Here is a 22782-nt window from a genome sequence, read left to right on the forward strand (position 1 = left end):
CACCCTCACCGTCCTCGCGTGGTCTCGTGCAGCAGCTCCTCGAACAGCGCGCGGTAGTGGACCATGGCCTGCCGGAGCTCCTCCGTGGAGGCCTCCTTCTTGGCCGCCCGCCCGCTGATCTCGTGGGCCGTCCTGTAGTGGTCGAGGGTCGCCGCGTGCCCCACCGACAGGTCGGACAGCCGCTGCTCGAAGTCGTCCGTCGGATAGCCCCGCTCCGCCATGACCGCGGTGACCAGCTGGTCCGCCTCGGTCACCGCGTAGCCCGGCGCGTCCACGAAGCGCTCCTGCACCTCGGTCCACCGGTTGGCGTACGTCTCACGCGACTCCTCCGGCAGGGGACGGATGTCGAGCTCGGAATGCCGCTGCTCGCGGTCGAGCAACTCCTGCTCGGCGTCGCGGCGGTTGTCATGGTCTGCGACTATGCGCTCGTACTCGGGGCCGAAACGCTCACGGAGGTGGTTACGGCGCTTCTGCTGCTGCACGACGTAGGCAACTGCGGCGAGCGCCACCACCGCGATGACGACGACGGCCACCCAGATGTAGGTGGTCATGATGTTCGCCTCCGGTCTCTTTGTCGAGACCAGCGACTTCCCTGGAGAGCCCTGCCGAAACTTTTGCGCTCAGCTGGGTTCGAGCGCCTTACGCGCCGCGGCCAGCACCGTTGCGACATGTGAGCCCGCTGGTGAAGCCGGGACCTCGCTGAAACCCGCATCGGGGTCGTACCGCACGTCCAGCCCCTCGTCCACCAACCGCTGCGCCCACCGCAGCGCCGTGTTCAGCCGGTCGGACGCCGGCGGCTTCCCCTGAGCGGCCGCCGACAGGTTACGCAGATTGGTGGCGGGCCCCGACTGGGCGTGCGCGCGGGCCAGCTTCCACGGGACGGCGGCGCGATGGTCGAGCATCGGCTTGGCCAGCCCGGCGGCCCGCTTGGCCTGCAGCACCCCGGACGCGCTGACGCCGAAGTGAACGGCCAGCTCCTGAACGCTCCTCCCGTCGGCGACCAGCCTGGCCAGCTCATCCCGATCGATGGTCGGCTTACGCCCCACCCGGCCCCCTCCGCTCCCGCTCTCCGTGTACGCGTACACCTTCGATGTGCGCTAAGGTTATGACGTCCCGCCCCGCAAGGGGGCGGCCGACACAACCGGGACGTAGCGCAGCTTGGTAGCGCACTTGACTGGGGGTCAAGGGGTCGCAGGTTCAAATCCTGTCGTCCCGACGGTGTGATGTCTCAGGACATCGGAAACCCTCGAACCTACGGGTTCGGGGGTTTCGTCGTGTCGAAGGCGTTGCGGCCGCCGCGACCACCGGCCAGTCGGGTGGTGAAGACCATGCCGTTGTCCGTCAGTGTGGAGGCCGGCACGCCGTGGTCGGCGACCGCTCTGCGGAAGGTATCGCGCACGATCGGGTGACGCGGGTGTGCGCGGTCACCGAGGGCGTAGCGGGAGTGGTCGTCCAGCCAGGACAGGATTTTGGTGTCGGTGCCGTCGGCGGTGAAGTCGGCCTGCCAGTCTCGTTCGGCAGCGCTGCTTGGAAGCGGATGGAGGACGAGCGGGGCCGCTTCTTCGGCTCGGGCACCAGGTCGCGACGAGTGAGATGGCGGCTGATCGTGGTCCGCGACACCGTCCGCTGATGGTGCTGTCGCGGGTGCCGGGCGATGGTGTCCGGGCCGGCGTCCAGTCCCTGGTCGACGAGCTGTTTTGCGGAGCCGCACAATCAACTCGAGTGTGTCGGCGTCGATCGAGTTCGGAGAGGTCTTCGGTCGTCGCAATCGAGGCTCGAACGCCGCCTCTCCCTCGGCCCGGTAGCGCGCCACCAGCTTGGACACCCAGTTCTTGGACACCCCGTGGGCGCGGGCGACCTCCTTCACTGGCTTGAAGGCGGCCCGCCTGCGGCGATCCGCCGCGCGTTCGGGCGGTATGGCCGGCCGCGCTGCGGCTCTTCGGCCGGTCGCGGCCAGCACCGCCGCTCTGAGGCGATCACGGAGCTCAGGCCGAGGAGCGTGGCGGGCCGGGGTCGGAAGGCTGATCACCTCGCACGCCATCGACCCGGGCATGCCCAGCAGACCGGAGGCTCCGCATCAAGCCCGGCCGTGACCGATGGCGTCCAACACGCGAGGAACCGCCGGCCCGTGGAATGCGCGAAACCGGATCGAAAGCAGATATAAATCGACGCACTCTACCGTGTAGCTAGGGGAACAAAGGACCCTAGTCCACAACGGCATCACGGGGGAGAATTCATCTCATGCATCTACCGAGATCAACGGCTGTCGCACTGGCAGCTATCGCGATGACCGGGCCGCTCCTGTCGACGGCCGCGCCGGCGGCAGCCCAGTCGGTGAGTGCATGGAACTGCACCAGCCTTAGCGGTTCCAGCGAATCGACTGAAGACAAGGGCGGCAGAGATGTATGGGCCGAGTGTCATAAGGGCAGTGAGTGGGTGAGGGCGTATTTCCGGGCATACGACGAGGAGTTGGAGCTCGAAGACCACCACGGCAGCGACTCCAACAGTGTGGTGGCCTACCTGACCGTGGCAGGCTCGGGAACAGCGAGGTTTGCTGGCGCGGGTGACCGGGACCTGAGTTACGACGAAGGCAAGGCGGTTTCCGTAAGAGTGTGCACCTCCAGCTCATCGACAAAGGTCTGCCACACGGAGCACGGGGGAAAGACCTGACCACAGCGATAAAGTGGCCGGCAGTGGCGTGGGTTATCGGATAGTGAAACGTTGGGGGATCGGCGCGAGTCGTGCGATCATCACGTATTCGAAATGCACGCCATGCCTCCTGTCGGCTTTGCAGGAAAGCGTGGCAGCACGCTTTCCGGAAGTCGCGACAGCGCGCGTGGAAATCACGCCGGAGTGGGTTCGACTTTCGAGGCGTATGGGCGCGGGCTCGTTGGCACTGCCTTTCGCGCAGACCGTGACAGCAACGTCAGGCACCAGAGGCATCCTCCGGCTCCGTCGACCACCGTCTGACCTGGGCTCGCTGTGCGTGCGGTCTGAGAAGCGGACGGTCATTCGTGGCCGCTGCCGATGCCATGTGCTGGGCGGTGTCGGCTCTGCCTGTGTGGGTGGAAGGACTCCGGAAGCCGCAGCGGCAACGGCGTCGGGAGGCAGAGTCGACGCCACGATGGCGACAAGCATTCGGGTGGCTACTGCGTGCCAGAAGAGTGGCCGTGAGGTGGACCGGCCACTCGGGATGGCGGGTGGAGACGCCGGGGACCGTGGCCTTTCAGACGCCCGTGGTTACCTTGGAAACCGCAGCGCTGCGTGCCGCACGGCTCCCTGCTCGAGCGTGGATAGGCCGAGCCTGTAGGTACCAGTTTCGTCATCCGGTCCCGGATCGACGGTGTACACCAAGTAGGTCATCCCAGTGAACCGGCCAGCGCCGTACTCCGCCGGGCAACGGCCCCCCAACCCGGCGTCTGAAGCGGTCCATATCGATGCCGTCGAGCATGGCTCGCCGATCGAGGCTTGAAGGGAGCCGCATGGAGCAGCGCGAGCGCTTCACGGAGTACCAGCAGGCCGAGGAGGAACGCCTGCTGGCAGGGGAAGGTTCTGGATCCGCTGACCCGGCGGGTGTTCGCCTCGGCGTCGTTGTCCCGCGGGATGCGGGTCCTCGATCTCGGCAGCGGCGCGGGGAACGTGTCACGCCTCGCCGCCGAGTTCGTCGGACCGGAGGGCAGCGTCGTCGGCGTCGAACGGGACCCGCAAGCGGTGCGTCGCGCGGCGCGGCTGGCCGAGGACGCCGGGTGGCGCAACGTCGAGTTCCGCGAGGGCGACGTCGAGGCGCTTAGCTCAGATCCTGGATCGTCAAAGCGTTCGAGAGCATCGACACGGACCTGCGGATGGGCCCGTCGTTGTTCGCCACGTTCCACGCCGCGGGCCTGCCGGAGCCGGAGATGACCATGGAAGCAGTAGTCGGCCCGTGCCTGTACGGTGCTTGGGCGACGGTGTGACAGCCGTCAGGGCGCGCTGTTGCTCCGCCACGAGGGATCGAGAGATCGGGTGACGAACTGAGCGGCATCCGGAGCGCGTGGGGTCGAAGGTTCGTATCCTGTCGTCCCGGCCGTCCGTTCTCGCGGTATCCCGGTCGGGGCCAAGCCCGCTCGCACCGACCAAGGGGCGTACGGCCAGGAGCGTGACGTCGCCGGCGCCTGCGAAAGGAAGCCGCGAATGACCCGTCACGCGAGCGGTGACAGGCCCTTGCCGGTGTGACCCGGTGGAACAGTGACATGACTCAGGCGCCGGGCACCCGTACGGCCTACAGCACCTTCCGGGCGCCCGGCAGGGCGCGCACCACGTACGCCGCCGCCCAGCACAGCGGCAGCCCGAGGACGGTCAGCAGCGCGAACTTCGCGACCGCGGGCGCCTGTACGTCGCGCAGGGCGTAACCCAGGGCGACCAGGACGGCCGGGTGGATGACGTAGACGGTGAAGGCGTGCGTCGACAGGAACCGGCGGCGGCGTCCCTGGTGGCCGAGACGCTCCCTGAACAGCACCAGAAGGCCGAGCATGATGCCGACGGCGAGTGCTGTTTCGCAGGTTGCCGCCACGAGGGACGGCAAGGTCCCGTGGCCCAGGATCGCCTCTCCGGCGAGGACGAGGTCGAGGACGAGTCCGACTGCGGCGAGCGCCGCGGTGGCGAACCCGATCCGGCCGGCCGTCCTGGAGAGGCCCTCCAGCCAGCCGCGCCGGGCGGCGATCAGCCCGACGGTGAACAGCGCCGCGTACTGCGGCAGGTAGGCGGGTGTCGGCAGGCCCAGGACCGAGACACCCATCGGCACCACGATGCGCCACAGGTAGGTCACCAGGGCCAGCCCGATGGCGAACCCGACGATCGCGACAGCGCCTGGCGCCCGGCCCGTGACCGTGGCCGATGTGGATGGGCGCCGGTCCTGGACGGCCAGGCGCCGCCAGAGGACGTACAGCGCGCTGAACACGAGCAGCACCTCGACGAACCACATCGGTCCCGGTGTGAACGAGAGCAGGTAGTACTGCCAGTAGGGCAGTTCGGTCCCCTGCCGGGCGGCGGCGTCGACCGCGGTGGCGTATCTGCCGACAGTCGCCAGGGGGCGGATCACCAGGAGCCAGAGCAGCAGCGGGACTCCCAGGCGCAGCAGCCGCTCCCTCAGGAATGGCGCGGCCCTCTTGCGGTCGTAGGAGCCCGGTACGAAGAGTCCTGAGATGAGGAAGAAGGCGCCCATGAAGAATGCCTGGTTGAGCAGGAGCAGGATGTCCAGGAGCGTTCCTGTGGGGTCGGCCGGTGGTTCCGTGTAGTACCACCGCGGGATGTTGCTGTAGCCGATCGCGGAGTGGTGGATCACCACGAGTGCCATCAGGGCTGTGCGTAGATTGTCGACATGGAAGAGCCGCGGGGAGGTGGCGGGCGGCGCGGTCGGCTGGTTGACGGGCTTTGTCATCGGTTCGCCGCTTCTCCGCGGTGTGCGGCCCGGGAGGTGCGCCCGAGCCGGTCCACCTCGGTGATCTCCGTCAGCGGCACGCTGTCAGCGGCGGGCGTGGGTAATAGGCGGGCCCACGGGGCGAAGCGGACGGCCGGCGTTTCCTGGTCGATCTCCAGCTGCAGCATGGGAGTCCCCCTAATGCGATATGTTCTATTTGTTGTATAGCAGATAGAGTCGTGGCGTGCAGCTGACCCTTGACCTCGACAGCGAGGTCCCGATCTACCAGCAGATCCGGGACCGGATCATGGAGGGGATCGCCAGGCGGCAGGCGCGCGAAGGCGACCCGCTACCCTCCACGCGGCAACTCGCCGCGGACTTCGGCATCAACTTCCATACCGTGAACAAGGCCTACGACCTGCTGCGACAGCAGGGCGTCATCCGGATCAACCGCAAGAGCGGCGCGGTCATACGGCGTGATGCCGCCACCGGCCCGCCCGAGGCGCCCTTCGTCGATGACTGGGAGGAACGCGTGCGAGTGCTGCTGGCGGAAGCCACCGTCCAGGGCATGGACCGGCAGGATGTGCTGCGTCGGTGCGAGGCGCTGCTGATCGGTTTCGAGGAGAGCGCGTGATCCTGATCCTCTGCGCCGGCCTGATCGTCATCGCGCTGGTCACCTGCCTGATGCTGATGCTTCCCGCGCTGGCCAGGCCCACCATGCCGTTCGGAGTGCGCGTGGGCGTCCAGCGGGTGAACGATCCGGCCGTCATCGCCGCGCGTCGGGTCTACGGTCGCCTGACCGTGGTGGCGGCCGCGTTCGCTGCGGTGGTCTCGGTCCCGGTGGTGCTGGTCACCGGATCCGCCGCCGCGATCGGCATCACCGCGTCGGTGGTGGCGGTCGCGGACGTACTGGTGTTCTACCGCGCCCATCGCATGATCCGCACCGCCAAGCTCATCGGGGCGTGGACGACCGAGCGACGCCAGGCCGTCGCCGTGGACACCACCTTCCGCACCGACCCGGTTCGCGTGCCCTGGTCGTGGGGCCTTTCCGCTCTGGGCGTCCTCCTGCTCACCGCGGCCGTCGGCTGGGCGCGCCACGGCTCGTTGCCGGCCACGCTGCCGCAGTTCTTCGAGTTCGGCACGGACTCCACGCAGCGTGAGCCCACGACCGTGCTGAGTGCCTTCCAGCCGGTGATCTACCAGATCGCCGTCTCTCTGATCGTCGTCGCCGTGGTCATGGTCGTGCTGCGCGCCCGGCCCGACCTCGATGCCGCCCGGCCCAGGGGCTCGGCCCGCCGCTACCGCATCTACCTGCGCGGAATGGCGGTGATGACGCTCCTGACCGCGGCCTGCCTGAACCTGAGCCTGCTTCTCGCGGCTCTGCACCTGTGGGAGATCGTCACTCCCACGATCGTCTGGCAGGTGATGATCTACGTGCCGCTCCTCGTGCTGGCGGGCGGCTGGCTGACGTGGGAGATCAAGGTGGGCCAGGCCGGGCACCGGCTGCCCGCTCTGCCGGGCGAGGAGCAGGAGGACTCGGGGCTCGGCCAGCGCGACGACGACCACCACTGGTTCCTGGCCGGCGCCGTCTACGTCAACCGCCGCGACCCGGCCCTGCTCGTGCACGACCGTCTCGGCTCCTCGTCGTGGACCCTCAACCTCGGCCATCCGATCGCATGGCTCCTGCTCGGCGCCCTCGCCGTGGGCCTGATCGTGTTGGCGGTGCTGCTGCTGACGGGTGCCCTCTGATCCGCCCCGGAGTCGCAGCCTCTTCCGCATCCTGCGAGGCGGACCTGGACACAGCCATCCTGACGCGCCGTCCTGAGGGAGCGGACGCCGGTGACGCGAGGGGACGGCTCAGGGGAGGACACCCGCGGGAGCACGCGCCGTGTGACGCAGGCGGGCGGCGTCCTGGCTGGGGGCATGCCGAACTGGCGGCGGTATTCCCGGCTGAACTGCGACGGGTTGTCGTAGCCGACCCGGTGGCAGACTCCCGTGACGTCGTTCGGGTGGGTGGCGAGCAGCAGCCTGGCCTCCTGCAGCCGGATCTGCTTCTGGAACTGGATGGGGCTCATCGCGGTCACCGCATGGAAGTTGCGGTAGAAGGCGGAGACGCTCATGCCGGACAACCTCGCGACGTCCTCGACCCGGAAGCGTTGCGCGTAGTGCTCGCGGATCCAGCGCACGGCCCGGGAGACGTGGCTGAGACCGCTGTCGGCGAGGCCGAGCTGGCGGACCGTCGCCCCCAGCTCGCCGGTGATCACGCGCCACAGGATCTCGCGCTTGATCAGCGGGGCCAGCACGGCCCGGTCGCGGCGCTCGTCGAGGAGGCGCAGCAGCCGGACCGCCGCGTCGAGCAGCTGGGCCGGAGCGTCGCTGACGGCGATCCCCGACGACGCGCCGCCACCGATGGTGGGGAGGTCTCCAGGTCCGGCCGCCAGGAGCACCTCGGCGACGGCGGACGGTTCCAGGGTGAGCCCGAAGCCCAGCGCCGGCTGCTCGGGGTCCGCCTGCAGGAACTGCCCGGTGACCGGCAGGTCGACCGACGCGACCAGGTACTGGCCGGCGCCGTACTCGAAAATCCGGTCGCCCAGCGCGAGGCGCTTGGCCCCCTGGGCGATGACCGCCAGCACCGTGCCGGACATCGAGAGCGCCGGCGGGTCCGAACGGTCGATCTTCGAGACGAGGACACCGTCGATCTCGGTGGTCCAGTCGGGACGGGCATGGCGGGCCAGCAGATCACGGAGTTCTTCGAGCCGCATGCGGCCATTGCAGCACGATCCCGGGCCCCGGTCCCGTGCGCGAGAGGAACGTGCAAGTACGGGCGAGGATCGTTCTAACGTTTCCGCAGGTCACGCCGGTTGAATGGAATCACCTCATTCCGACACCGCAGGTCTCGGGGTCATGGCCTCTGTACGCGTACCGGCTGGGCCGCCCGAGTCCTGCCCCCGGACCCCGACGTAGAGCGCCGCCTTGCTCATACGCGGACACGCACGCAGGAGGAACACACCATGAAGGTCGCCGTCGTCACGGGCGCCAGCTCCGGCATCGGGAAGAGCGCCGCCATCGAGATCGCCAAACGCGGAACCGGAGTCATCCTGACGTACGGGACCAGCGCGCGAGCAGGGCTGGATACGGCCGCCGCCATCGAGAAGGAGGGCGGCAGGGCCGTCGCGCTGCCGCTGGACCTCGGCGATGTCGCCACCTTCGCGGCCTTCCGCGATGCGGTGGCCGGGGCGCTGCGCGACACCTGGCAGCGCGACACCTTCGACCATCTGGTGAACAATGCCGGTTACGCCGAGGCGTCGCTGATCGAGGACACGAGCGAGGAGACGTTCGACAGGCTCATGCGGGTCCTGCTCAAGGGGCCGTACTTCCTCACCCAGCGGTTGCTGCCCCTGATGGCGGACGGCGGGGCCATCGTCAACACGAGCAGCAGCTCGGCGGCGACGGCGGGCCTGGAGCCCGGCTACTCGACCTACGCGTCGATGAAGGGCGGCCTCGACGTGCTGACCCGGTACATGGCCAAGGAGTTCAGCACGAGAGGCATCCGCGTCAACGCCGTCTCACCCGGTCCGACCCGCACCCGGCTCGGCGGCGACGCCTTCACCCGGTTCCCCGAGGTCGTCCAGGCCCTCGCGGAGAGGACCGCGCTCGGCCGGGTCGGCGAGCCCGACGAGATCGGCGCGATGATCGCCACGCTGGTCTCCGGCGAGAGCCGCTGGGTCACCGCTCAGAACATCGAGATCTCGGGCGGCTTCAACCTCTAGACGCGCAAGCCCCCGGCCGGCCGGACGGGCCGGGCAGCAGCGGCCCCTCCGCAGCCCTGACGGTCGGCCCGCCCGCAGCGTCGCCGGCGTCGCGGCGTGAGGGCACCCGGCTGGGGCGGCCCTCACGCCGCGTTCGTCTCACGCGGGATCTAGGAGGTGAAGCTGGTGGTGGGGTCGGTGGTCGCGGTGGGGGTGCACAGGACCGCGTCGAACGTCTGGGCTACGGGTGTGTCCATGATGGCGCTCTGCGATCGGATGCTCTCCAGGGCCCTCACCTCCGGGTCGGGGGAGCGCAGATCGGTCAGGGTCACGCCGGCGGCGAGTCCGGCGTCCACCAGGGCCTTCTCCAAGCTTCGCGGAGGCGGGGGGTCGAGGCGGACGGACTCGATAGTGAATCCGACCGGGGAGTCCTCGGCGGGCCAGACCATGTCAGGCACGTGGCCGGCGGTGTGGGTCAGGCCCACGGCGCGGTAGTGCCGGCCGAGGTTGCGGGCGAGGTGGAGTCCCATCGGCAGCGCGGTGGGGTAACCCTCATAGGTGACCAGGGTCTTCTGGATGTGGTTGTTGTGCGCGACCACGATGACACGGGCGTCGGGGCCGAGGCGTTCGAGGTGCCACGTCACGCAGGAGGCCATGTAGCGGTCGCGGATCGAGGTGTCGTCGGGCAGGCCCGACCCGGAGAGCAGACAGTTCATGGCCCGCAGCATGTAGTCGGTGTGGCAGGCCGCCTCCAGGTGCCGTCGGGCGACGTCGTAGCTGTGCTGGTCACTGCGGGCCACATAGAGCGGTTCGAGCGCGCGCATCCGCAGCGACAGCCGTGCCAGCCCGGCCGTCAGGGACTCCTGGCCGGCCGGGTCGAGGCTCGCCCACCGCGGGGCGGACGCGGCGGCCGAACCGCCGGTGATCGCGCCGGCCGTACGCAGGAGTCCGGCCACCATGTCGGCGACTCCCTCGTCGACCATCCGCAGGTAGCCGGCGACCGGGTCGAGATCGGGCCGGAGGGTCAGGCTGTTGGGCAGGTCGATACCGACGATCTGGACGGGATGGGACCTGCCGCGGTTGTAGCGGCGCAGCCAGCGCAGCAGCTCCCCGAACAGGTTGACGGTGTGCGGACCGGCCACCCGGGACAGGCCGTCCTCATCGCCGTCGCCGGCGAGCCAGGGATTGACGGCCGCGGCGTCACCGGAGCCCATCTCGAACGCCACAACGGTGAATCCGCAGCGTTCCAGCAGGTAACGGAGCAGTCGCGCGCGGGCGAGCGCGAACTCGTGCACGAAGTGCGCGCCCTCGCCGACGGCCACGACCCGGGCGCCTTCCACGATCGCGCGGAGGGGGTGGAGGTCGTCCAGGAGCGGCTCGTCGGGGTCGAGGGTGTCCAGCACGGTGATGTGCTCGGCCAGCGGATGGGCCGGACGCCCTGAAGAGGCGTGGAACGTCATGGTGATGGTGCTCGTTTCTCTGTCGAGTGATGGTTGACCTCGGTCGAGAGCGCGTGACAGATCACCGGAACACGGCTTCGCGCGTCCGGCCACCGCCGGAGCAGTGCGGGCTCCAGCGCTGCCGCCTCTCGCGGGTGCGGTCAGAGAAACAAGCTGCCAGTGGGCATGCCGTGACCTTATCAAGATGGGGGACCGTCCCCGCCTGGTGCCCGCGCCGGACGCGGACGCCGAGCGGATCGTGCCGCCGGTCCTGAGCGCGGGGAAACCCGGGCGAGTTCGGCGAGGCCCATTCCGCGGCTTCCGGATCACCCCTGATTCGGCGCTCGGCTTAGGGGTGTCCGCGCTGTGTGAGCGCGGTTACCTTGGCTTCATCGAGCTCGCACGCGGAATATGCAACGCAAATCCCAGGAATGGGAATCTCGTCGACACCGTGCTCCGAGGGGACAGGAATGCTGAGCTCCGTTGAGATTGTTGTGGGTCTTTTCCCAGGTCAGGGAGCGTATCTCCCGGGTGTTTTAGCACGGTTGCGCGCGCAGGATCCCGGGGCCGCCAAGGCGATCGAAACCATTGACACGGTGGCCGGCGGCATTCTCGGAAAAGGGCTGGGCCGGGCCTATTCCGATGACACCGCCGACCAATTGCTTGACGCGGCGCCGGACGTGCTGCAACTCGCTGTTTTCGCCACGTCGGTCGCGGCCTTTCGTACGCTGTCCGATCGGGGAGCCGGGTTCAGCGTGCTCGTCGGGCACAGTCTCGGCGAAATCGCGGCCCTCGTCGCCGGCGGCGCGCTGGACGTCGCCGAGGGCGCGGAGATCCTCTGCCACCGGATCACCGTGCTGCGTGAGCATGACACCAGCGGCGGCGGACTGCTGGCGCTGGGCTGCGCGCCCGACCGGGCCCAGCAGATCCTCGATCTCCTCCCGACCTCCGGCGCGGTGGTTGCGGTGGACAACGGGCCGGCACAGACGGTGGTCGCGGGGACGGCAGACGCGCTGCGCCGCACGGCGACGATCGCCGGCGCGATCGGGCTGCCGTCGACCGCGCTGCACTCGCCGCATCCGTTCCACAGCCCGCTGCTCGCCCAGGCGCGGCAGGAACTGGCCCGCCGCCTCAGCGGGTACAGCCGGAGGTCTCTGCGCGTTCCGGTCTTCTCACCTGTACTCGGCCGCTACTACCGTGACTCCGATGACCTCGGCGAGCTGCTCGCCTCTCACCTCGTCACGCCGGTGCGGTTCGGGCCCACCGTGGAGCGGCTGCACCGCTCGGGCGCCGGCGTGTGGGTCGAGGTGGGCGCGGGGCGCGCGCTGACCTCCCGGGTCCGCTCGATCGAGCCGGCCGCCTCCGTGCACACGCCGCTGCTGCCGGACCTGGACACGCTCCGCGAGACCGGCCAGTACCTGGCCCCCGCCGCCGAGCCGCGGACGGCCCGGCATTCCGGCACGACCCTCGCGAACCCGCCCGCGCCCGCGACACCGGAGACGAGCCCGCCCCCCGCGTCGGTTGCGCCGCAGGAGACGGGCACAACCTTCGCGTCGATCGCGCCGCAGGAGACGGACATGCCCCCCGCGTCGGTTCCGCCCCAGTGGATGTCAGCGCCTCCCGCGCCGACGCCGCCGGTGGAGACGCCCGCGATGCCCGCGTCGAGGGAGACGGTCGCCGCCCGGGTACGTGATCTCTACGCCACCACGCTGGAGTACCCCGAGGAGGTCTTCGAGGACGGCGCCGAGCTGGAGGCCGACCTCGGCATCGACTCGGTCAAGCGGGTGGAGCTGATGGGCAGGCTGGGCGTGCTGTTCCAGCTGGGCCCGCCGCCTGACGACATGCGGACGGCCGACTACCGGACGTTCGGCCAGGTGGTGGACTTCGTCGTCGACTCGCTTGCCCGGGTGGGCACGACATGACGGGCTTCCACGGCCGCGTCGCCCTCGTCACCGGCGGCGCGGGCAGCGTGGGCGCGCGCATCGTGCGCTCGCTCGCCGAGGCCGGCGCCAGGGTGATCGTCAACTGCTTCCACTCGTACGACGAGGCCAGGGCCCTCGCGGCCGAACTGGGCGACGGTGTCGAGGTGATCAGGGCGTCCGTGGCCAGGCCGGATCAGGTTCGGCGGATGTTCGACCAGGTCAACGCCACCCACGGACAGCTGGACCTGCTGGTGAACAACGCCGCCGGAGGGACGTTCGCCGCCTGGGACGAGCTGACGGAGGAGCACCTGGACCAGGCGTTCGACGTCAACGTCAAGGGCGCGCTCTGGTGCGCGAAGGAGGCCCGCCCGCTGCTGGCCCGATCCGGCGCGGGCTGCATCGTCAACGTCTCCTCGCTCGGCGCGTTGTACGCCCCGGCCAACTACCTGCCGATCGGGCTGTCCAAGGCGGCTCTGGAGGCGCTGACCCGCTATCTGGCGGCGGAGTTCGCCCCGGACGGCATCCGGGTGAACACCGCCTCCGTGGCGCTCATGGACAATCCGGTCGGCCGTATGTTCCCGGGGTTCGAGTCGGTGAGCGACAACCTCGTGGCGGCCACCCCGCTGGGACGGCTGGCCACGCCGGACGACCTGGCCGACCTGGTCCTGCTGCTGGCCTCCTCCGGCGCGGGATGGATCACCGGGCAAACCGTGGTGGCGGACGGCGGCATGTCCTTGCAGCGCCGCGCCACGTCCCCGGACCCGGAGCCGAAACCGGAGCCGGAACCGGAGCCGGGACCGGAACCGGAACCAGGACCTGAATCAAGAGCACAACCCGAACCGGAACCCGAACCAGAACCAAGACCGGAGCCAAGACGGAGACCGGCACCGGCGACGTACTCCGATCAGGACGCGGATCCGATCGCGGTGGTCGGCATGGGGCTGGCCGTGCCGGGGGCCAGCGACCCGGACGGCTTCTGGGCGCTGCTCATGGAGGGCGCGGAGCTGTTCGTCGACGTCCCGGCGGATCGCTGGTCGATGGCGGGCTTCCACGACGACGACCCGAGCGCCGCCGACAAGACCTACCAGCGCCGTTCGGGTTTCATCACCGGCTTCACGCCGCACTCCAAGCTGGCCGCCGAGCGGCCGGACGGCGGGCTCGACTTCACCACGCTGTGGTTGCGGCACAGCGTGCACCAGGCGCTGGACGGGGTGGCCAGGCGGGACGGCGACACGTACACCGCCTGTTTCGGCTTCACCCCCGACGGCAGCCAGCACCTGCAGGAGGCGCTCATCCGCGAGGAACTGGGCGAGGTTCCCGACTCCGTGCTGTGGCACGGTGACGCCACCCGGTCGCAGCCGTTCCCGCACCGGATCGGCGCCGGCGCCATCGAGGGCCTGCTGCCTGCGGGGACCCGGCTGCTCATGGTGGACACGGCGTGCTCGTCCTCGTTGTACGCGATCGACCTGGGACTGCGTGACCTGCTGTCCGGCCGGGCCGACGTCGCCGTGTGCGGCGGGGCGTTCGCGCTGGTCCCCAGCGGGTCGGTGCTGTTCTCCAAGCTGTACGGGCTGTCCAGGAGCGGAGAGGTGCGCGCGCTCGACAGGACCGCCGACGGCGTGCTGTTCTCCGACGGAGCGGGCGCCGTGGTGCTGAAGCGGCTGTCCAGGGCCCTCGCCGACGGCGACACCGTGTACGGCCTGATCGCCGGGGTCGGCCTGTCCGCGGACGGCAAGGGCAAGGCCATCTACGCGCCGTCCAGCGCGGGCCAGGAGCTGTCCGTCGCCCGCGCGCTGGACAAGTCGGGCGTCGAAGCCGGCGAGGTCGACTGGGTGATCGCGCACGCCACCGGGACCCCCGCGGGCGACGAGGCCGAGTTCCTGAGCCTGCGCGCGGCCTACGCCGGGACGCATCCGGTCCAGGTGACCTCGAACAAGTCCCTGATCGGCCACACGGGCTGGGCGGCCGGGGTGGTGTCGGTCATCCACGCCCTCCTGGGGCTGCGGCACGAGGTCATCCCCGCCCAGCACCGCTTCTCGGCGGCGCCGGACAGCTTCGGCCTGGAGTCGTGCAACCTGGAGATCCCGGCGCGACCCGTGCCCTGGCCGGCGCGGCCCGACCGGCCGCGCACCGTGGCCGTGTCCGGCTTCGGCTTCGGCGGCACCAACGCGCACCTGCTGATCCAGGAGTTCCGGCCGGGCCGTCGCGGCAAGGCCGGCTACGGAGCCGGCACCGGCGAACCCATGGTGATCGTCGGCTGGTCGGCGCACGTGCCCGGCGCCGAGGGCAACGCGCAGGTCGCGGAGTGGGCGCAGGGCAGGCACATCCTGCCGAACTCGTTCGGCGACGGCTACCCGAGCCCGCCGTTCGCCCGGCTGCGCCTGCCGGCCTCCACGATCCGGGCGACCGACCGCACCCAGCTCATGATCATCGAGTGCATGCACCGGATGGACCCCAGGATCCGCGAATTATGCCGGCGGCACAGCCGTAAGACCGGGGTGGTGGTGGGCCACACCGGGCCCACGAGGAACGCGGTCCTCTACGCGATCCGCGCCCACCTGGACGAGCTCGACCGCCAGGCCGTCCCCAACGCGCGGGAGCTGCGCGAACGCGTGACCGGGCTGATCGCCGAGCCGGACGAGGACTCCTTCCCCGGCGAGATGCCCAACGTCATCCCGGCACGGCTGTGCAGCTACTTCGACCTGCGTGGCCTCAACATCGCCGTGGACGGGGGCGGAGCGTCGCTCGCCGACGCCTTCGAGGTGGCCGAGCGTTACCTTGACTTCGGCGACGTGGACGTGGTCCTGGCCGCCGGGAGCAACGGCAACAGCCTCACGTCCTGGGGCCGCCTGCTGGGCGGCGGGGAGATCGGCGAGGGGACGTTCCTGTTCGCGATCACCAGGAAGTCGCTGGCGCTGGCGGAGGGCCTGCCGGTGCTCGCCGAGGTGTCCGTGGAGTCCGCCGTGGAGGAGATGCTGGAGGCGATCGCATGACCCGCGCGAACTTCCTCGGCGCGCAGGGCGGGCGCGAGCTGATCGCCTTCCTGAGCGGCGGGCAGAGCCGGACGGCGGTCGAGCTCAGGGCCGACCGGCTGGCGAGCCCGCGGGTGATCCGGCTGAGCAGGCAGCGGAACGCGCCCCCTCTGCTGGACCGCCACGTGATCGAGCTGGCGCCCGCCCCGCGCCGGCCCGTGCGCTCCGCCCCGCCCGCGATCCCGGCGGACTCGGTCGTGCTCACCAACTCCGCCGCGTTCCGCGCCGCGCTGGCCCACCAGGACGCTCAGGCACCACGGCACGTGCGGGTGCTGGTGGACGCCACCGACCCCGGCTTGCGCGAGGCCCGCTGGTCCGACCGGGTCCGCGAGCTGCTCGAGCTGCACGAGCGCACGTTCATGACGGCCAAGGAGTGCGCGCCACGCCTGGCGGGCGGCTCGTTCGTGGTGAGCGTGGTGGGCGGCGTCACCGCGGCGGGGGTGCCGCTGCCCCTCGCCGGGCTGTTCACGGGCCTGGTCAAGAGCCTGGCGCTGGAGCTGCCGGACACCGGCGTGCTCGCCACCGTGCACGAGGCGGCGCCGCTGGAGGAGGTGCTGGCCACGGTGAGCGCCGAGCTGGGCGCCGCCCAGCTCCTCCCGGTGACCTATCACGCAGGCGGACGCCGGCTCACCCCGCGCGCGGTGCCCGCCGAGGCGACGCCGGGCGGGATGCCGGCGCTGGGCCAGGACTCCCTGGTGGTGGCCGCGGGCGGGGCGCGCGGCATCGGCGCGCCGATCCTCACCGCGCTGGCCGGGCGATACGGCCCGCGCATCGTGATCCTGGGCAGCTCCCAGCCGCCCGCCGACGCCGGGGAACTGCCCGACCGGAGCACGTACATCAGGTCCCGGCTCAACGGGCCGGACCGGGTCAGCGTGGCCGAGGCGAACGCCGGCTTCGACCGGCTGCTCGAGCAGCGGCAGGTCCGCGACACGCTCACCGAGCTTGAGCGGTTGTCCGGGCCCGGCCGGGTCCGCTACCTGCGCTGCGACCTCCGGGACCCGGCCGCGGTCAAGCAGGCCGTCGACACCGTGAACGGCCCCATCGACCTCCTCCTCAACATCGCCGGCACCAACCGGGCCTCCGACATCACCGCGAAGTCCGTCGGGGACTTCCGCACGGTGCGTGACCTCAAGGTGCACACGTACCTGAACCTCAAGGAGGCGCTGCGCGGGCGGGAGCCGCGCCGCTGGTGCAACTTCGGCTCGTTCATCGGGCTGACCGGCCAGCGCGGCGAGACCGACTACGCCGCGGCCAACGATTTCCTCAACATGGCCGCGATGAGCGCGGAGAACGAGTTCACCATCGGCTGGACCCTCTGGCGTGACGTCGGGCTCGGCGCCACCCCGCTGATGCGCGCCTTCCTCGACGAGATCGACGCGTACACCCCGATGCCGACCGAGGAGGGCGTCGACCACTTCCTCGCCGAGCTGACCGCCGTGCGGGACGCGCCGGCCACGGTGTTCCTGGGCGACAAGGAACGCGAGCTCGTCAGGGGCATCCGTCCGGAGTTCCTGGACTTCTGCACGGGCGAGGCGCGGGCGCTGCCGTACATCGACACGGTGCTGCGCCGCGACGCCACGGAACTGGTCGCGGAGCGCACGTTCACCCTGGACAGGGACGGCTATCTGGAGTTTCACCGGGTGCGCGGCTATCCGACCCTGCCCGGCACCTTCGTGCCCGAGCTGGCCGCGCAGGCCGCGGTGTCGCTGGTGCCGGACCGGGTGCCGGTCGTCTTCGAGGACCTGCGGCTGGAGTCGTTCCTGCGGATCTACCGGAAGGACCGGCCCGAGGTCAAGCGGCTCACCGCCACGCTGCTGCGCACCGACGAGCGCGAGTCGGTGGTCGCCGTCCGCGTGCTGGGCGACGTGGTGACGCCGAACGGCGTCACCGTCGCCCGCGACAGGCTGCACTTCTCGGTCACCGTACGGCTGCGCGACGCCCCCGTGCCCGGCCCGAGATGGACGCACTGGGACGAGCACGGCAGCAAGCCCCTGCGCGACCCCTACCACGCGCCCGGGTCGGACGTGCTCCTGCGCGAGGTGTTCCGGTCGACCACCGACACCCGGACGCACCCGCTGGGACGGCGAGGCCGGCTCGCGCTCGACGCGCCCGCGTTGCGACGCTGGTTCCCCGACCTGCTGATCCCCTCCATCACTCTCGACGGTCTGGTGCGCGTGGCCGTTCTGCACACCGTCGCGGACCGCTGGACGCCCGTCGCGATCCCGCGCACGGTCCGGCGTATCGACCTGTACGGCGGCCACACCGACCGCACGCTCGCCGCGCTGACCGAACCGGTCGAGCTCTACGTCACCCCCGTCGACCTCGAGCTGGAGGACCCCGAGCCGCAGAACCGGGCGATCGCCGTGGCCGCCGACGGCGAGGTGCTGCTCCAGGTGAAGGACATCACGAGCGCCATCGTCGGCTACGTGGACCAGGACACCGGCGCATACGTCGACAGGGAACGATTCGACCGCGAGGAGCGCTCATGACACGCCAGGGAACCTGCCCTGTCGCCCACGGCCCCGCCGGGCTGCCGGTGATCGGTGACGCCATCCCCTACTACAAGGACCCGCTGACCTACACCCTGCGCATGCAGGAACGCGACTCGATGGTCTCGATCAAGCTGCCCATCCCGTTCGTGCAGGTCACCGAGCCGGAGGCGATCGAGCGGGTGTTGCGTACGAACCCGGACAACTATGTGCGGGGCAGGCTCTACCGCGCATTCTTCGACGTCATGGGCTCCGGCCTGCTGACGCTCGACACCGACCAGTGGCGCGTGCCGCGCAAGGCCGTCCAGCCCGCGTTCAGCCCGCAGCGCGTGCGGGGCAACGCGCGGGAGGCGGTCGGCGCCACCGAGGAGGTCATCCGCCGCTGGACGGCGCACGCGGACTCCGGCGACGTCGTGGACGTGGCGCCCGACCTGATGGACGTCGCCGCCAGGGTGCTGGGCATGGCGCTGATCAGCCGGGACCTGTCGGGCACCGACTACACGCGGGCCGCCGCGATCGCCAACAAGGTCATCTTCATGAGGACGGTCATGGGGTTGCCCGCCATGGTCCCCCCCTTCGTGCCGACCCGGTACCACCGCGACAGGAAGTGGGCGAACCGGGTCCTCGACGGCATCATCCACCAGGTGATCAGCTCGCGCCGCGCCGGCGGCGAGTACGGCTCCGACGCCGCCGGGCAGCTGCTCGCCGCCGGCCTGTCCGATCCGGAGGTGTCGGACAACCTCCGCACCCTGCTGCTGGCCGGCTCCGACACCACCGGCCAGGCGCTCACCTGGACCATGTACGAGCTGGCCAGGCACCCGCATGCCCGCCGCGCCGTCGAGCGCGAGGTCGACGAGGTGCTCGCCGGACAGGCGCCCGCACCCGATCAGCTGGGCGATCTGGTGCAGACCACGGCCGCGATCCACGAGGCGCTCCGCCTGCACCCGCCGGTCTGGCAGTTCCCGCGCGACGCCGTCGAGCCGGACTGCCTGGCCGGACGCGAGGTGCCGGCGGGGACGACGGTCCTGCTCAGCGTGTACGGCACGCACCGCTCACCCGAGCACTGGTCCGACCCGGAGGCCTACGATCCCCGGCGTTTCCTGGACGACACCGAGGACAAGCGGCACAAGCACGCCTTCCTGCCGTTCGGCGGCGGGCGGCGCATGTGCATCGGCAAGGGCCTGGCGATGGCCACGCTGGTGACCGCGGTGGCCATGCTGTCGCAGCGCTACCGGCTGCGGCTTTCCGGCGCGCACACGGTGCGCAGCGGCCACTACATCACGCTGTTCCCCAGCGGCGGGATCTCCGCGGTCGTGCAGGAGCGGACGTGACGACCGCCGCGCCCGTCCGCCCGCACCTGGTGTCCTTCGACACCGCCTCCTTCGTCCGGCCCGTCCATCGCATGATCTGGGAGCCCGTGCCGCACCCGCTTCCGCCTCCCTCCCCTGCGGCGCGGCGGCTGCTGGTCATCGGCTCCGACACCGAGCTGGCCACGGAGGTGGCGCGCGCGCTCGGCGCGGACCTGTGCGTGCCCGGCCGCGAACCCGAGCGGGACGACTGGGACGGCATCATCGACCTGAACGTCGTGGGCGTCCCCTACCGGTTCGACGGCGGGGAATGGCGGGAGGCGCTGGCCAGGACGACCCGGATGGTGCAGCGCAGATACGGCGCCTGGGGAGCCGACCCGCGCGCCGACCGGTACTGCTACGTCGCCGTCACCGCCATGGGCGGGCTGATGGGTTACCACGACGGGCCGATCGGCTTCCCGCTGGGCGGGATCTGGGCCGGCTTCGCCAAGTGCCTGCCCCGCGAGCTGCCCAACCTCGCGGTGAAGGTCCTGGACGTCGACGCCGTCGCCCCGGCCCGCCTGGCAGAGCTGCTCGCGGCCGAGCTGGCGGCCTGGGACCTGTTCGAGATCGGCTACCGGCAGGGGGTCCGCCACGCCTTGATCGCGCGGCCGAGCCCGGACCCGCCGCCCCGCGTCGGCCTGGGGTCCGACGACGTGGTGCTGATCTCCGGGGGCGCCCGCGGGGTCGGCTTCGCCCTGGCCCGCGGGCTCGCCGAGGAGTTCGGCTGCCAGGTTGTGGTGACCGGCCGCGGCGAGCTCCCGGCCGGCGCCGGCCGGCTGACCATGGACGACGAGGGCTACTCCGAGTACTGCCGGGCCAGAGTGCGGTCCGCCCGCACCGCCAGGGAACTCCGGGACGTACGCGCCGCGCTCAAACGCGAGACCGAGCTACGGCAGATCGGCGCGAACCTGGCCGCGGCCCGGCGCGACGGCCTGCGCATCACGTACGAGCGGTGCGACTGCGTGCGGCCGGAACAGGTCGACGCGCTGTTCGCCCGCATCCCCGACCCCAGCGTGATCGTCCACAACGCGGGCATCGACCTGCCGACCCGGCTCGACAACAAGACCCCGGAAGACGTGGTGCGAACGGTCGACGTGAAGGTGACGGGCTTCGCCAACCTCACCCGCGCGGTGCTCCGCACCCCCGGGAGGCGGGACGCGCTCAAGGTGTTCTGCAACGTCGGCTCGCTGGCCGGGCGCATGGGCGGCATGATCGGGCAGATCGACTACGCCGCGGGCAACGAGGCCCTGTCCAGACTCGGGTTCTGGGCGCGCAACACGCACGGGTTGCCCGCGCAGACGTTGTGCTGGCCGACCTGGGAGCGGCTCGGGGTGATCGCCAACTACGACGCGGCGGTCCGCTACATGTCCACCATCGACCCGGCCGAGGGAGTCCGGCGGTGGATCCGCGAGCTGCGCTCAGGCGGCACCGGGGAGGTCATGTTCATCGGCCAGGTCGGCAGCGAGCTGGTGCCCACTCAGCTACGCGGCTTCCGGCTCTTCACCGGGCATCCGGACCTGCCCAGGTTGCACGGGCTCGCGCACTTCCTGGGCGCGGTCGAGCTGTTCGAACCGTCTCGCGAGCTGCGCAGCACCGTGGTCCACACGCCGGGCGCTCATCCGTGCCTGGCCGAGTTCACCGTCGACGGGCGTGCCGCGTTGCCGATCTCGGTGCTGATCGAGCAGGCGTGCTCGGTCGCCGACTGGGTCGTGCCGCCGGACCGGCCGCCCCAGCACCTGGCCGAGGCGCGGGACGTGCAGGTCCGGCTGCCCGCGCTGGTCCTGGCCCCGGGCGGGAGCCGGTTCACCACCCGGGCGCTGGGCGAGACCACGGAGCAGGGCTGGAGCGTCCAGGTCACGATCACGGCCGAGACCGGGGAGACGGCCGCGTCGCTGCGGCTGCTCTACCGGTCGTCGCCGCCGGTGCCTCCGCAGCCCGTTCCGCCATCGGTCACGCGCGCCGTGGCCCCTTCCGGCGGTCGGCTGGACTGGTCGGGGCTGGTCCTCGGCGCGGGAGACAAGCTGCCCACGGTGACCGCCGCCGATCTGTGGACGTCGCCGTTCCCGCCGCCGCACGGGATCGCCCCCGCCGCGCTCGACGCCCTGGTGCGCCGGGCGGGGCCGGTGACGGGCGACGTCGTCGAGATCGCCCGCATCGTGCCGTATCCAGGGGCGCAGCAGGTCGACGAGCTTCGCCCGGTCGCCGGCGGCTGGGCCGGGCTGAGAGCGGGCCGGCAGGTCCTGTCAGCCGAAGGGGTGGTAGCCGTGCCCTCCGCCCCGTCGTCCGCCGGATAGCGGCAACGCCCCGGACACCCGTCCAGTCCCCGGCGGCGGCGCGATTGTGGCGCTCGTCACGTCGGCATTAGTCTGCCGGGCATGCGCATGTTGCACCTCGGGCTGCGGGTCACCGACCTGGAACGCTCGCTCGCCTTCTACGCCGCGCTCGGATACGCCGAACTCGGCCGGGTCCCCGAGACGGAGTTCGGCAGCCTCACCATGCTCAAGCTGCCCGGCGACCCGTTCGCCAGCCTCGAGCTCGTGCACGACCCCGCAAGACCGGTCAAGGACATCAGCGCCGTCAACCACCTCGTCGTCCAGGTGGACGACCTCGATGCCACGATCGCCGGCCTCGCGGCCAGGGGCGTCACGGCCGAGCCGCCGGCGGAGCTGGGTCCGGGGATGCGGACGTCATGGCTGACCGACCCTGACGGCTACAGGATCGAGCTCGTGCAGTGGCCGCCCGGACATCCGGCGGGCATGACGGCGGCCGACTTCGTCTGACGTCGAGGGCCCCGGGCTAGCTGGTGACGGGCCGTTCGCTCTGGCGGCCCATGAAGAAGTAGACGCCGCGGTCGGTCTGCAAGGCGGTGTGGAACTTCTCGGCCTTGGGCTTGGCCGACGAGTTGGCGGTGACGATCGTGATGATCAGGTGCTTGACGTACGCGCCCGTGTAGATCTTGCCGTACGAGTAGCTCCTGTGGGCGCTGCTCCTGCGCCAGGCCACGTTCTTGTCGGCGGTGTTCTTCAGCCGCTTCGCGGCGTTCCTGGCGTCACTGCTGGAGGGGAACGCCAAGATGATCTGTACCGCCTTGAGGTTCCCGCCGTAGGCGCTGTAAGCGAGCTGGACCGCGCTCTCGCAGTGGTTGTCGGCCATCACGCCTTCGGCGTCCACCGGGTCGCACGAGTCGTACGTCCAGCCGCCGACCTTCCTCGCCGCGTACTTCTCGCCCTTCAGCGAGAAGTTCCAGTCGCCGAACTCGCTGTGGTCGAGCGGCGCTGCCGAACTGCTGGACGGCTCGGGGGTGTCGGACGGCGTGGCCGATGGCGGGGCCGACGTGGGCGGCGCGGACGTCGGCGGCGCGGAGGTGGGCGGCGCGGACGGCGAGGTGCTCGGCTGGGCGACGGGGG

At 70.8% G+C, this 22782-nt stretch carries 17 protein-coding genes, 1 tRNA gene and 1 pseudogene; 11 read left to right on the forward strand and 8 right to left on the reverse strand.

Features of this window, described 5'->3' with window-relative positions; translation table 11 throughout:
* Window positions 1–5: 5 nt before the first annotated feature.
* Both E1292_RS12110 and E1292_RS12115 read right to left on the reverse strand, forming a co-directional pair.
* Complete coding sequence (locus E1292_RS12110) at window positions 6–551, reverse strand: hypothetical protein (RefSeq protein ID WP_132595089.1); 546 nt, start codon at window positions 549–551, stop codon at window positions 6–8.
* 69 nt (window positions 552–620) lie between these two features.
* Window positions 621–1046 (reverse strand): helix-turn-helix domain-containing protein, encoded by a 426-nt coding sequence (locus E1292_RS12115; protein ID WP_132595091.1) that lies wholly within the window; start codon window positions 1044–1046, stop codon window positions 621–623.
* 96 nt (window positions 1047–1142) lie between these two features.
* Between E1292_RS12115 and E1292_RS12120 the strand changes: the two genes are divergently transcribed.
* Window positions 1143–1216 (forward strand) — tRNA-Pro (locus E1292_RS12120).
* A gap of 36 nt (window positions 1217–1252) precedes the next feature.
* Here E1292_RS12120 and E1292_RS12125 read toward each other — a convergent pair.
* Window positions 1253–1867 (reverse strand): leucine zipper domain-containing protein, encoded by a 615-nt coding sequence (locus E1292_RS12125; protein ID WP_165974489.1) that lies wholly within the window; start codon window positions 1865–1867, stop codon window positions 1253–1255.
* A 374-nt stretch (window positions 1868–2241) separates the two neighbouring features.
* Here E1292_RS12125 and E1292_RS12130 point away from each other — a divergent pair, with 374 nt between their 5' ends.
* Window positions 2242–2670, forward strand: a complete 429-nt coding sequence (locus E1292_RS12130) for a hypothetical protein (protein ID WP_132595095.1) — start codon at window positions 2242–2244, stop codon at window positions 2668–2670.
* 903 nt (window positions 2671–3573) lie between these two features.
* Window positions 3574–3795 (forward strand): annotated as a pseudogene (locus E1292_RS55715) (methyltransferase domain-containing protein); the annotation flags it as partial.
* Window positions 3796–4258: 463 nt separating this feature from the next.
* Here the strand turns inward: E1292_RS55715 and E1292_RS12140 are convergent.
* On the reverse strand, window positions 4259–5416 hold the full coding sequence (locus E1292_RS12140) for an acyltransferase family protein (protein ID WP_132595099.1): 1158 nt from the start codon (window positions 5414–5416) through the stop codon (window positions 4259–4261).
* On the reverse strand, window positions 5413–5583 hold the full coding sequence (locus E1292_RS50995) for a hypothetical protein (RefSeq protein WP_165974490.1): 171 nt from the start codon (window positions 5581–5583) through the stop codon (window positions 5413–5415). The genes E1292_RS12140 and E1292_RS50995 overlap by 4 nt, the downstream gene beginning before the upstream one ends.
* A 56-nt stretch (window positions 5584–5639) precedes the next feature.
* Here E1292_RS50995 and E1292_RS12145 point away from each other — a divergent pair, with 56 nt between their 5' ends.
* Complete coding sequence (locus tag E1292_RS12145) at window positions 5640–6029, forward strand: GntR family transcriptional regulator (RefSeq protein WP_132595101.1); 390 nt, start codon at window positions 5640–5642, stop codon at window positions 6027–6029.
* Between the two features lie 955 nt (window positions 6030–6984).
* On the opposite strand, the gene E1292_RS12150 is transcribed toward E1292_RS12145, so the two are convergent.
* Window positions 6985–8157 (reverse strand): AraC family transcriptional regulator, encoded by a 1173-nt coding sequence (locus tag E1292_RS12150; protein WP_132595103.1) that lies wholly within the window; start codon window positions 8155–8157, stop codon window positions 6985–6987.
* A 249-nt stretch (window positions 8158–8406) separates the two neighbouring features.
* Between E1292_RS12150 and E1292_RS12155 the strand changes: the two genes are divergently transcribed.
* On the forward strand, window positions 8407–9165 hold the full coding sequence (locus E1292_RS12155) for an SDR family NAD(P)-dependent oxidoreductase (RefSeq protein ID WP_132595105.1): 759 nt from the start codon (window positions 8407–8409) through the stop codon (window positions 9163–9165).
* Window positions 9166–9314: 149 nt separating this feature from the next.
* On the opposite strand, the gene E1292_RS12160 is transcribed toward E1292_RS12155, so the two are convergent.
* Window positions 9315–10604, reverse strand: coding sequence for an erythromycin esterase family protein (locus E1292_RS12160; protein ID WP_132595107.1), 1290 nt, complete (start codon window positions 10602–10604; stop codon window positions 9315–9317).
* Between the two features lie 449 nt (window positions 10605–11053).
* On the opposite strand from E1292_RS12160, the gene E1292_RS12165 reads away from it, so the two are divergent.
* From E1292_RS12165 to E1292_RS12190, 6 genes are all read left to right on the forward strand, one after another.
* The gene (locus tag E1292_RS12165) at window positions 11054–12505 is read left to right on the forward strand and encodes an acyltransferase domain-containing protein (RefSeq protein WP_246090073.1); all 1452 of its coding nucleotides are present in this window, start codon (window positions 11054–11056) and stop codon (window positions 12503–12505) included.
* On the forward strand, window positions 12502–15498 hold the full coding sequence (locus E1292_RS12170; protein ID WP_132595111.1) for an SDR family oxidoreductase: 2997 nt from the start codon (window positions 12502–12504) through the stop codon (window positions 15496–15498). The genes E1292_RS12165 and E1292_RS12170 overlap by 4 nt, the downstream gene beginning before the upstream one ends.
* Window positions 15495–18026 carry an SDR family NAD(P)-dependent oxidoreductase gene (locus tag E1292_RS12175; protein ID WP_132595113.1) on the forward strand — a complete coding sequence of 844 codons (2532 nt, stop codon included), beginning with the start codon at window positions 15495–15497 and terminating at the stop codon, window positions 18024–18026. The genes E1292_RS12170 and E1292_RS12175 overlap by 4 nt, the downstream gene beginning before the upstream one ends.
* Complete coding sequence (locus tag E1292_RS12180; RefSeq protein ID WP_132595115.1) at window positions 18023–19357, forward strand: cytochrome P450; 1335 nt, start codon at window positions 18023–18025, stop codon at window positions 19355–19357. Before E1292_RS12175 ends, E1292_RS12180 begins: the two co-directional genes overlap by 4 nt.
* Window positions 19354–21669 carry an SDR family NAD(P)-dependent oxidoreductase gene (locus tag E1292_RS12185; RefSeq protein WP_132595117.1) on the forward strand — a complete coding sequence of 772 codons (2316 nt, stop codon included), beginning with the start codon at window positions 19354–19356 and terminating at the stop codon, window positions 21667–21669. The genes E1292_RS12180 and E1292_RS12185 overlap by 4 nt, the downstream gene beginning before the upstream one ends.
* A gap of 81 nt (window positions 21670–21750) precedes the next feature.
* Window positions 21751–22155 (forward strand): VOC family protein, encoded by a 405-nt coding sequence (locus E1292_RS12190; protein WP_132595119.1) that lies wholly within the window; start codon window positions 21751–21753, stop codon window positions 22153–22155.
* Between the two features lie 16 nt (window positions 22156–22171).
* Here E1292_RS12190 and E1292_RS12195 read toward each other — a convergent pair.
* Window positions 22172–22782 (reverse strand): hypothetical protein (locus tag E1292_RS12195; protein ID WP_181958216.1); only part of this gene is annotated, 611 nt, incomplete at its 5' end.

It is taken from the genome of Nonomuraea deserti, assembly GCF_004348685.1.
Classification (GTDB): Bacteria; Actinomycetota; Actinomycetes; order Streptosporangiales; family Streptosporangiaceae; genus Nonomuraea; species Nonomuraea deserti.

Bases quoted from the DNA above. Each gene is read 5' to 3' on its own strand.
- E1292_RS12110 (WP_132595089.1), bottom strand. From the start codon at position 551: ATGACCACCTACATCTGGGTGGCCGTCGTCGTCATCGCGGTGGTGGCG.
- E1292_RS12130 (WP_132595095.1), top strand. From the start codon at position 2,242: ATGCATCTACCGAGATCAACGGCTGTCGCACTGGCAGCTATCGCGATG.
- E1292_RS12140 (WP_132595099.1), bottom strand. From the start codon at position 5,416: ATGACAAAGCCCGTCAACCAGCCGACCGCGCCGCCCGCCACCTCCCCG.
- E1292_RS50995 (WP_165974490.1), bottom strand. From the start codon at position 5,583: ATGCTGCAGCTGGAGATCGACCAGGAAACGCCGGCCGTCCGCTTCGCC.
- E1292_RS12150 (WP_132595103.1), bottom strand. From the start codon at position 8,157: ATGCGGCTCGAAGAACTCCGTGATCTGCTGGCCCGCCATGCCCGTCCC.
- E1292_RS12155 (WP_132595105.1), top strand. From the start codon at position 8,407: ATGAAGGTCGCCGTCGTCACGGGCGCCAGCTCCGGCATCGGGAAGAGC.
- E1292_RS12160 (WP_132595107.1), bottom strand. From the start codon at position 10,604: ATGACGTTCCACGCCTCTTCAGGGCGTCCGGCCCATCCGCTGGCCGAG.
- E1292_RS12165 (WP_246090073.1), top strand. From the start codon at position 11,054: ATGCTGAGCTCCGTTGAGATTGTTGTGGGTCTTTTCCCAGGTCAGGGA.
- E1292_RS12170 (WP_132595111.1), top strand. From the start codon at position 12,502: ATGACGGGCTTCCACGGCCGCGTCGCCCTCGTCACCGGCGGCGCGGGC.
- E1292_RS12175 (WP_132595113.1), top strand. From the start codon at position 15,495: ATGACCCGCGCGAACTTCCTCGGCGCGCAGGGCGGGCGCGAGCTGATC.
- E1292_RS12180 (WP_132595115.1), top strand. From the start codon at position 18,023: ATGACACGCCAGGGAACCTGCCCTGTCGCCCACGGCCCCGCCGGGCTG.
- E1292_RS12190 (WP_132595119.1), top strand. From the start codon at position 21,751: ATGCGCATGTTGCACCTCGGGCTGCGGGTCACCGACCTGGAACGCTCG.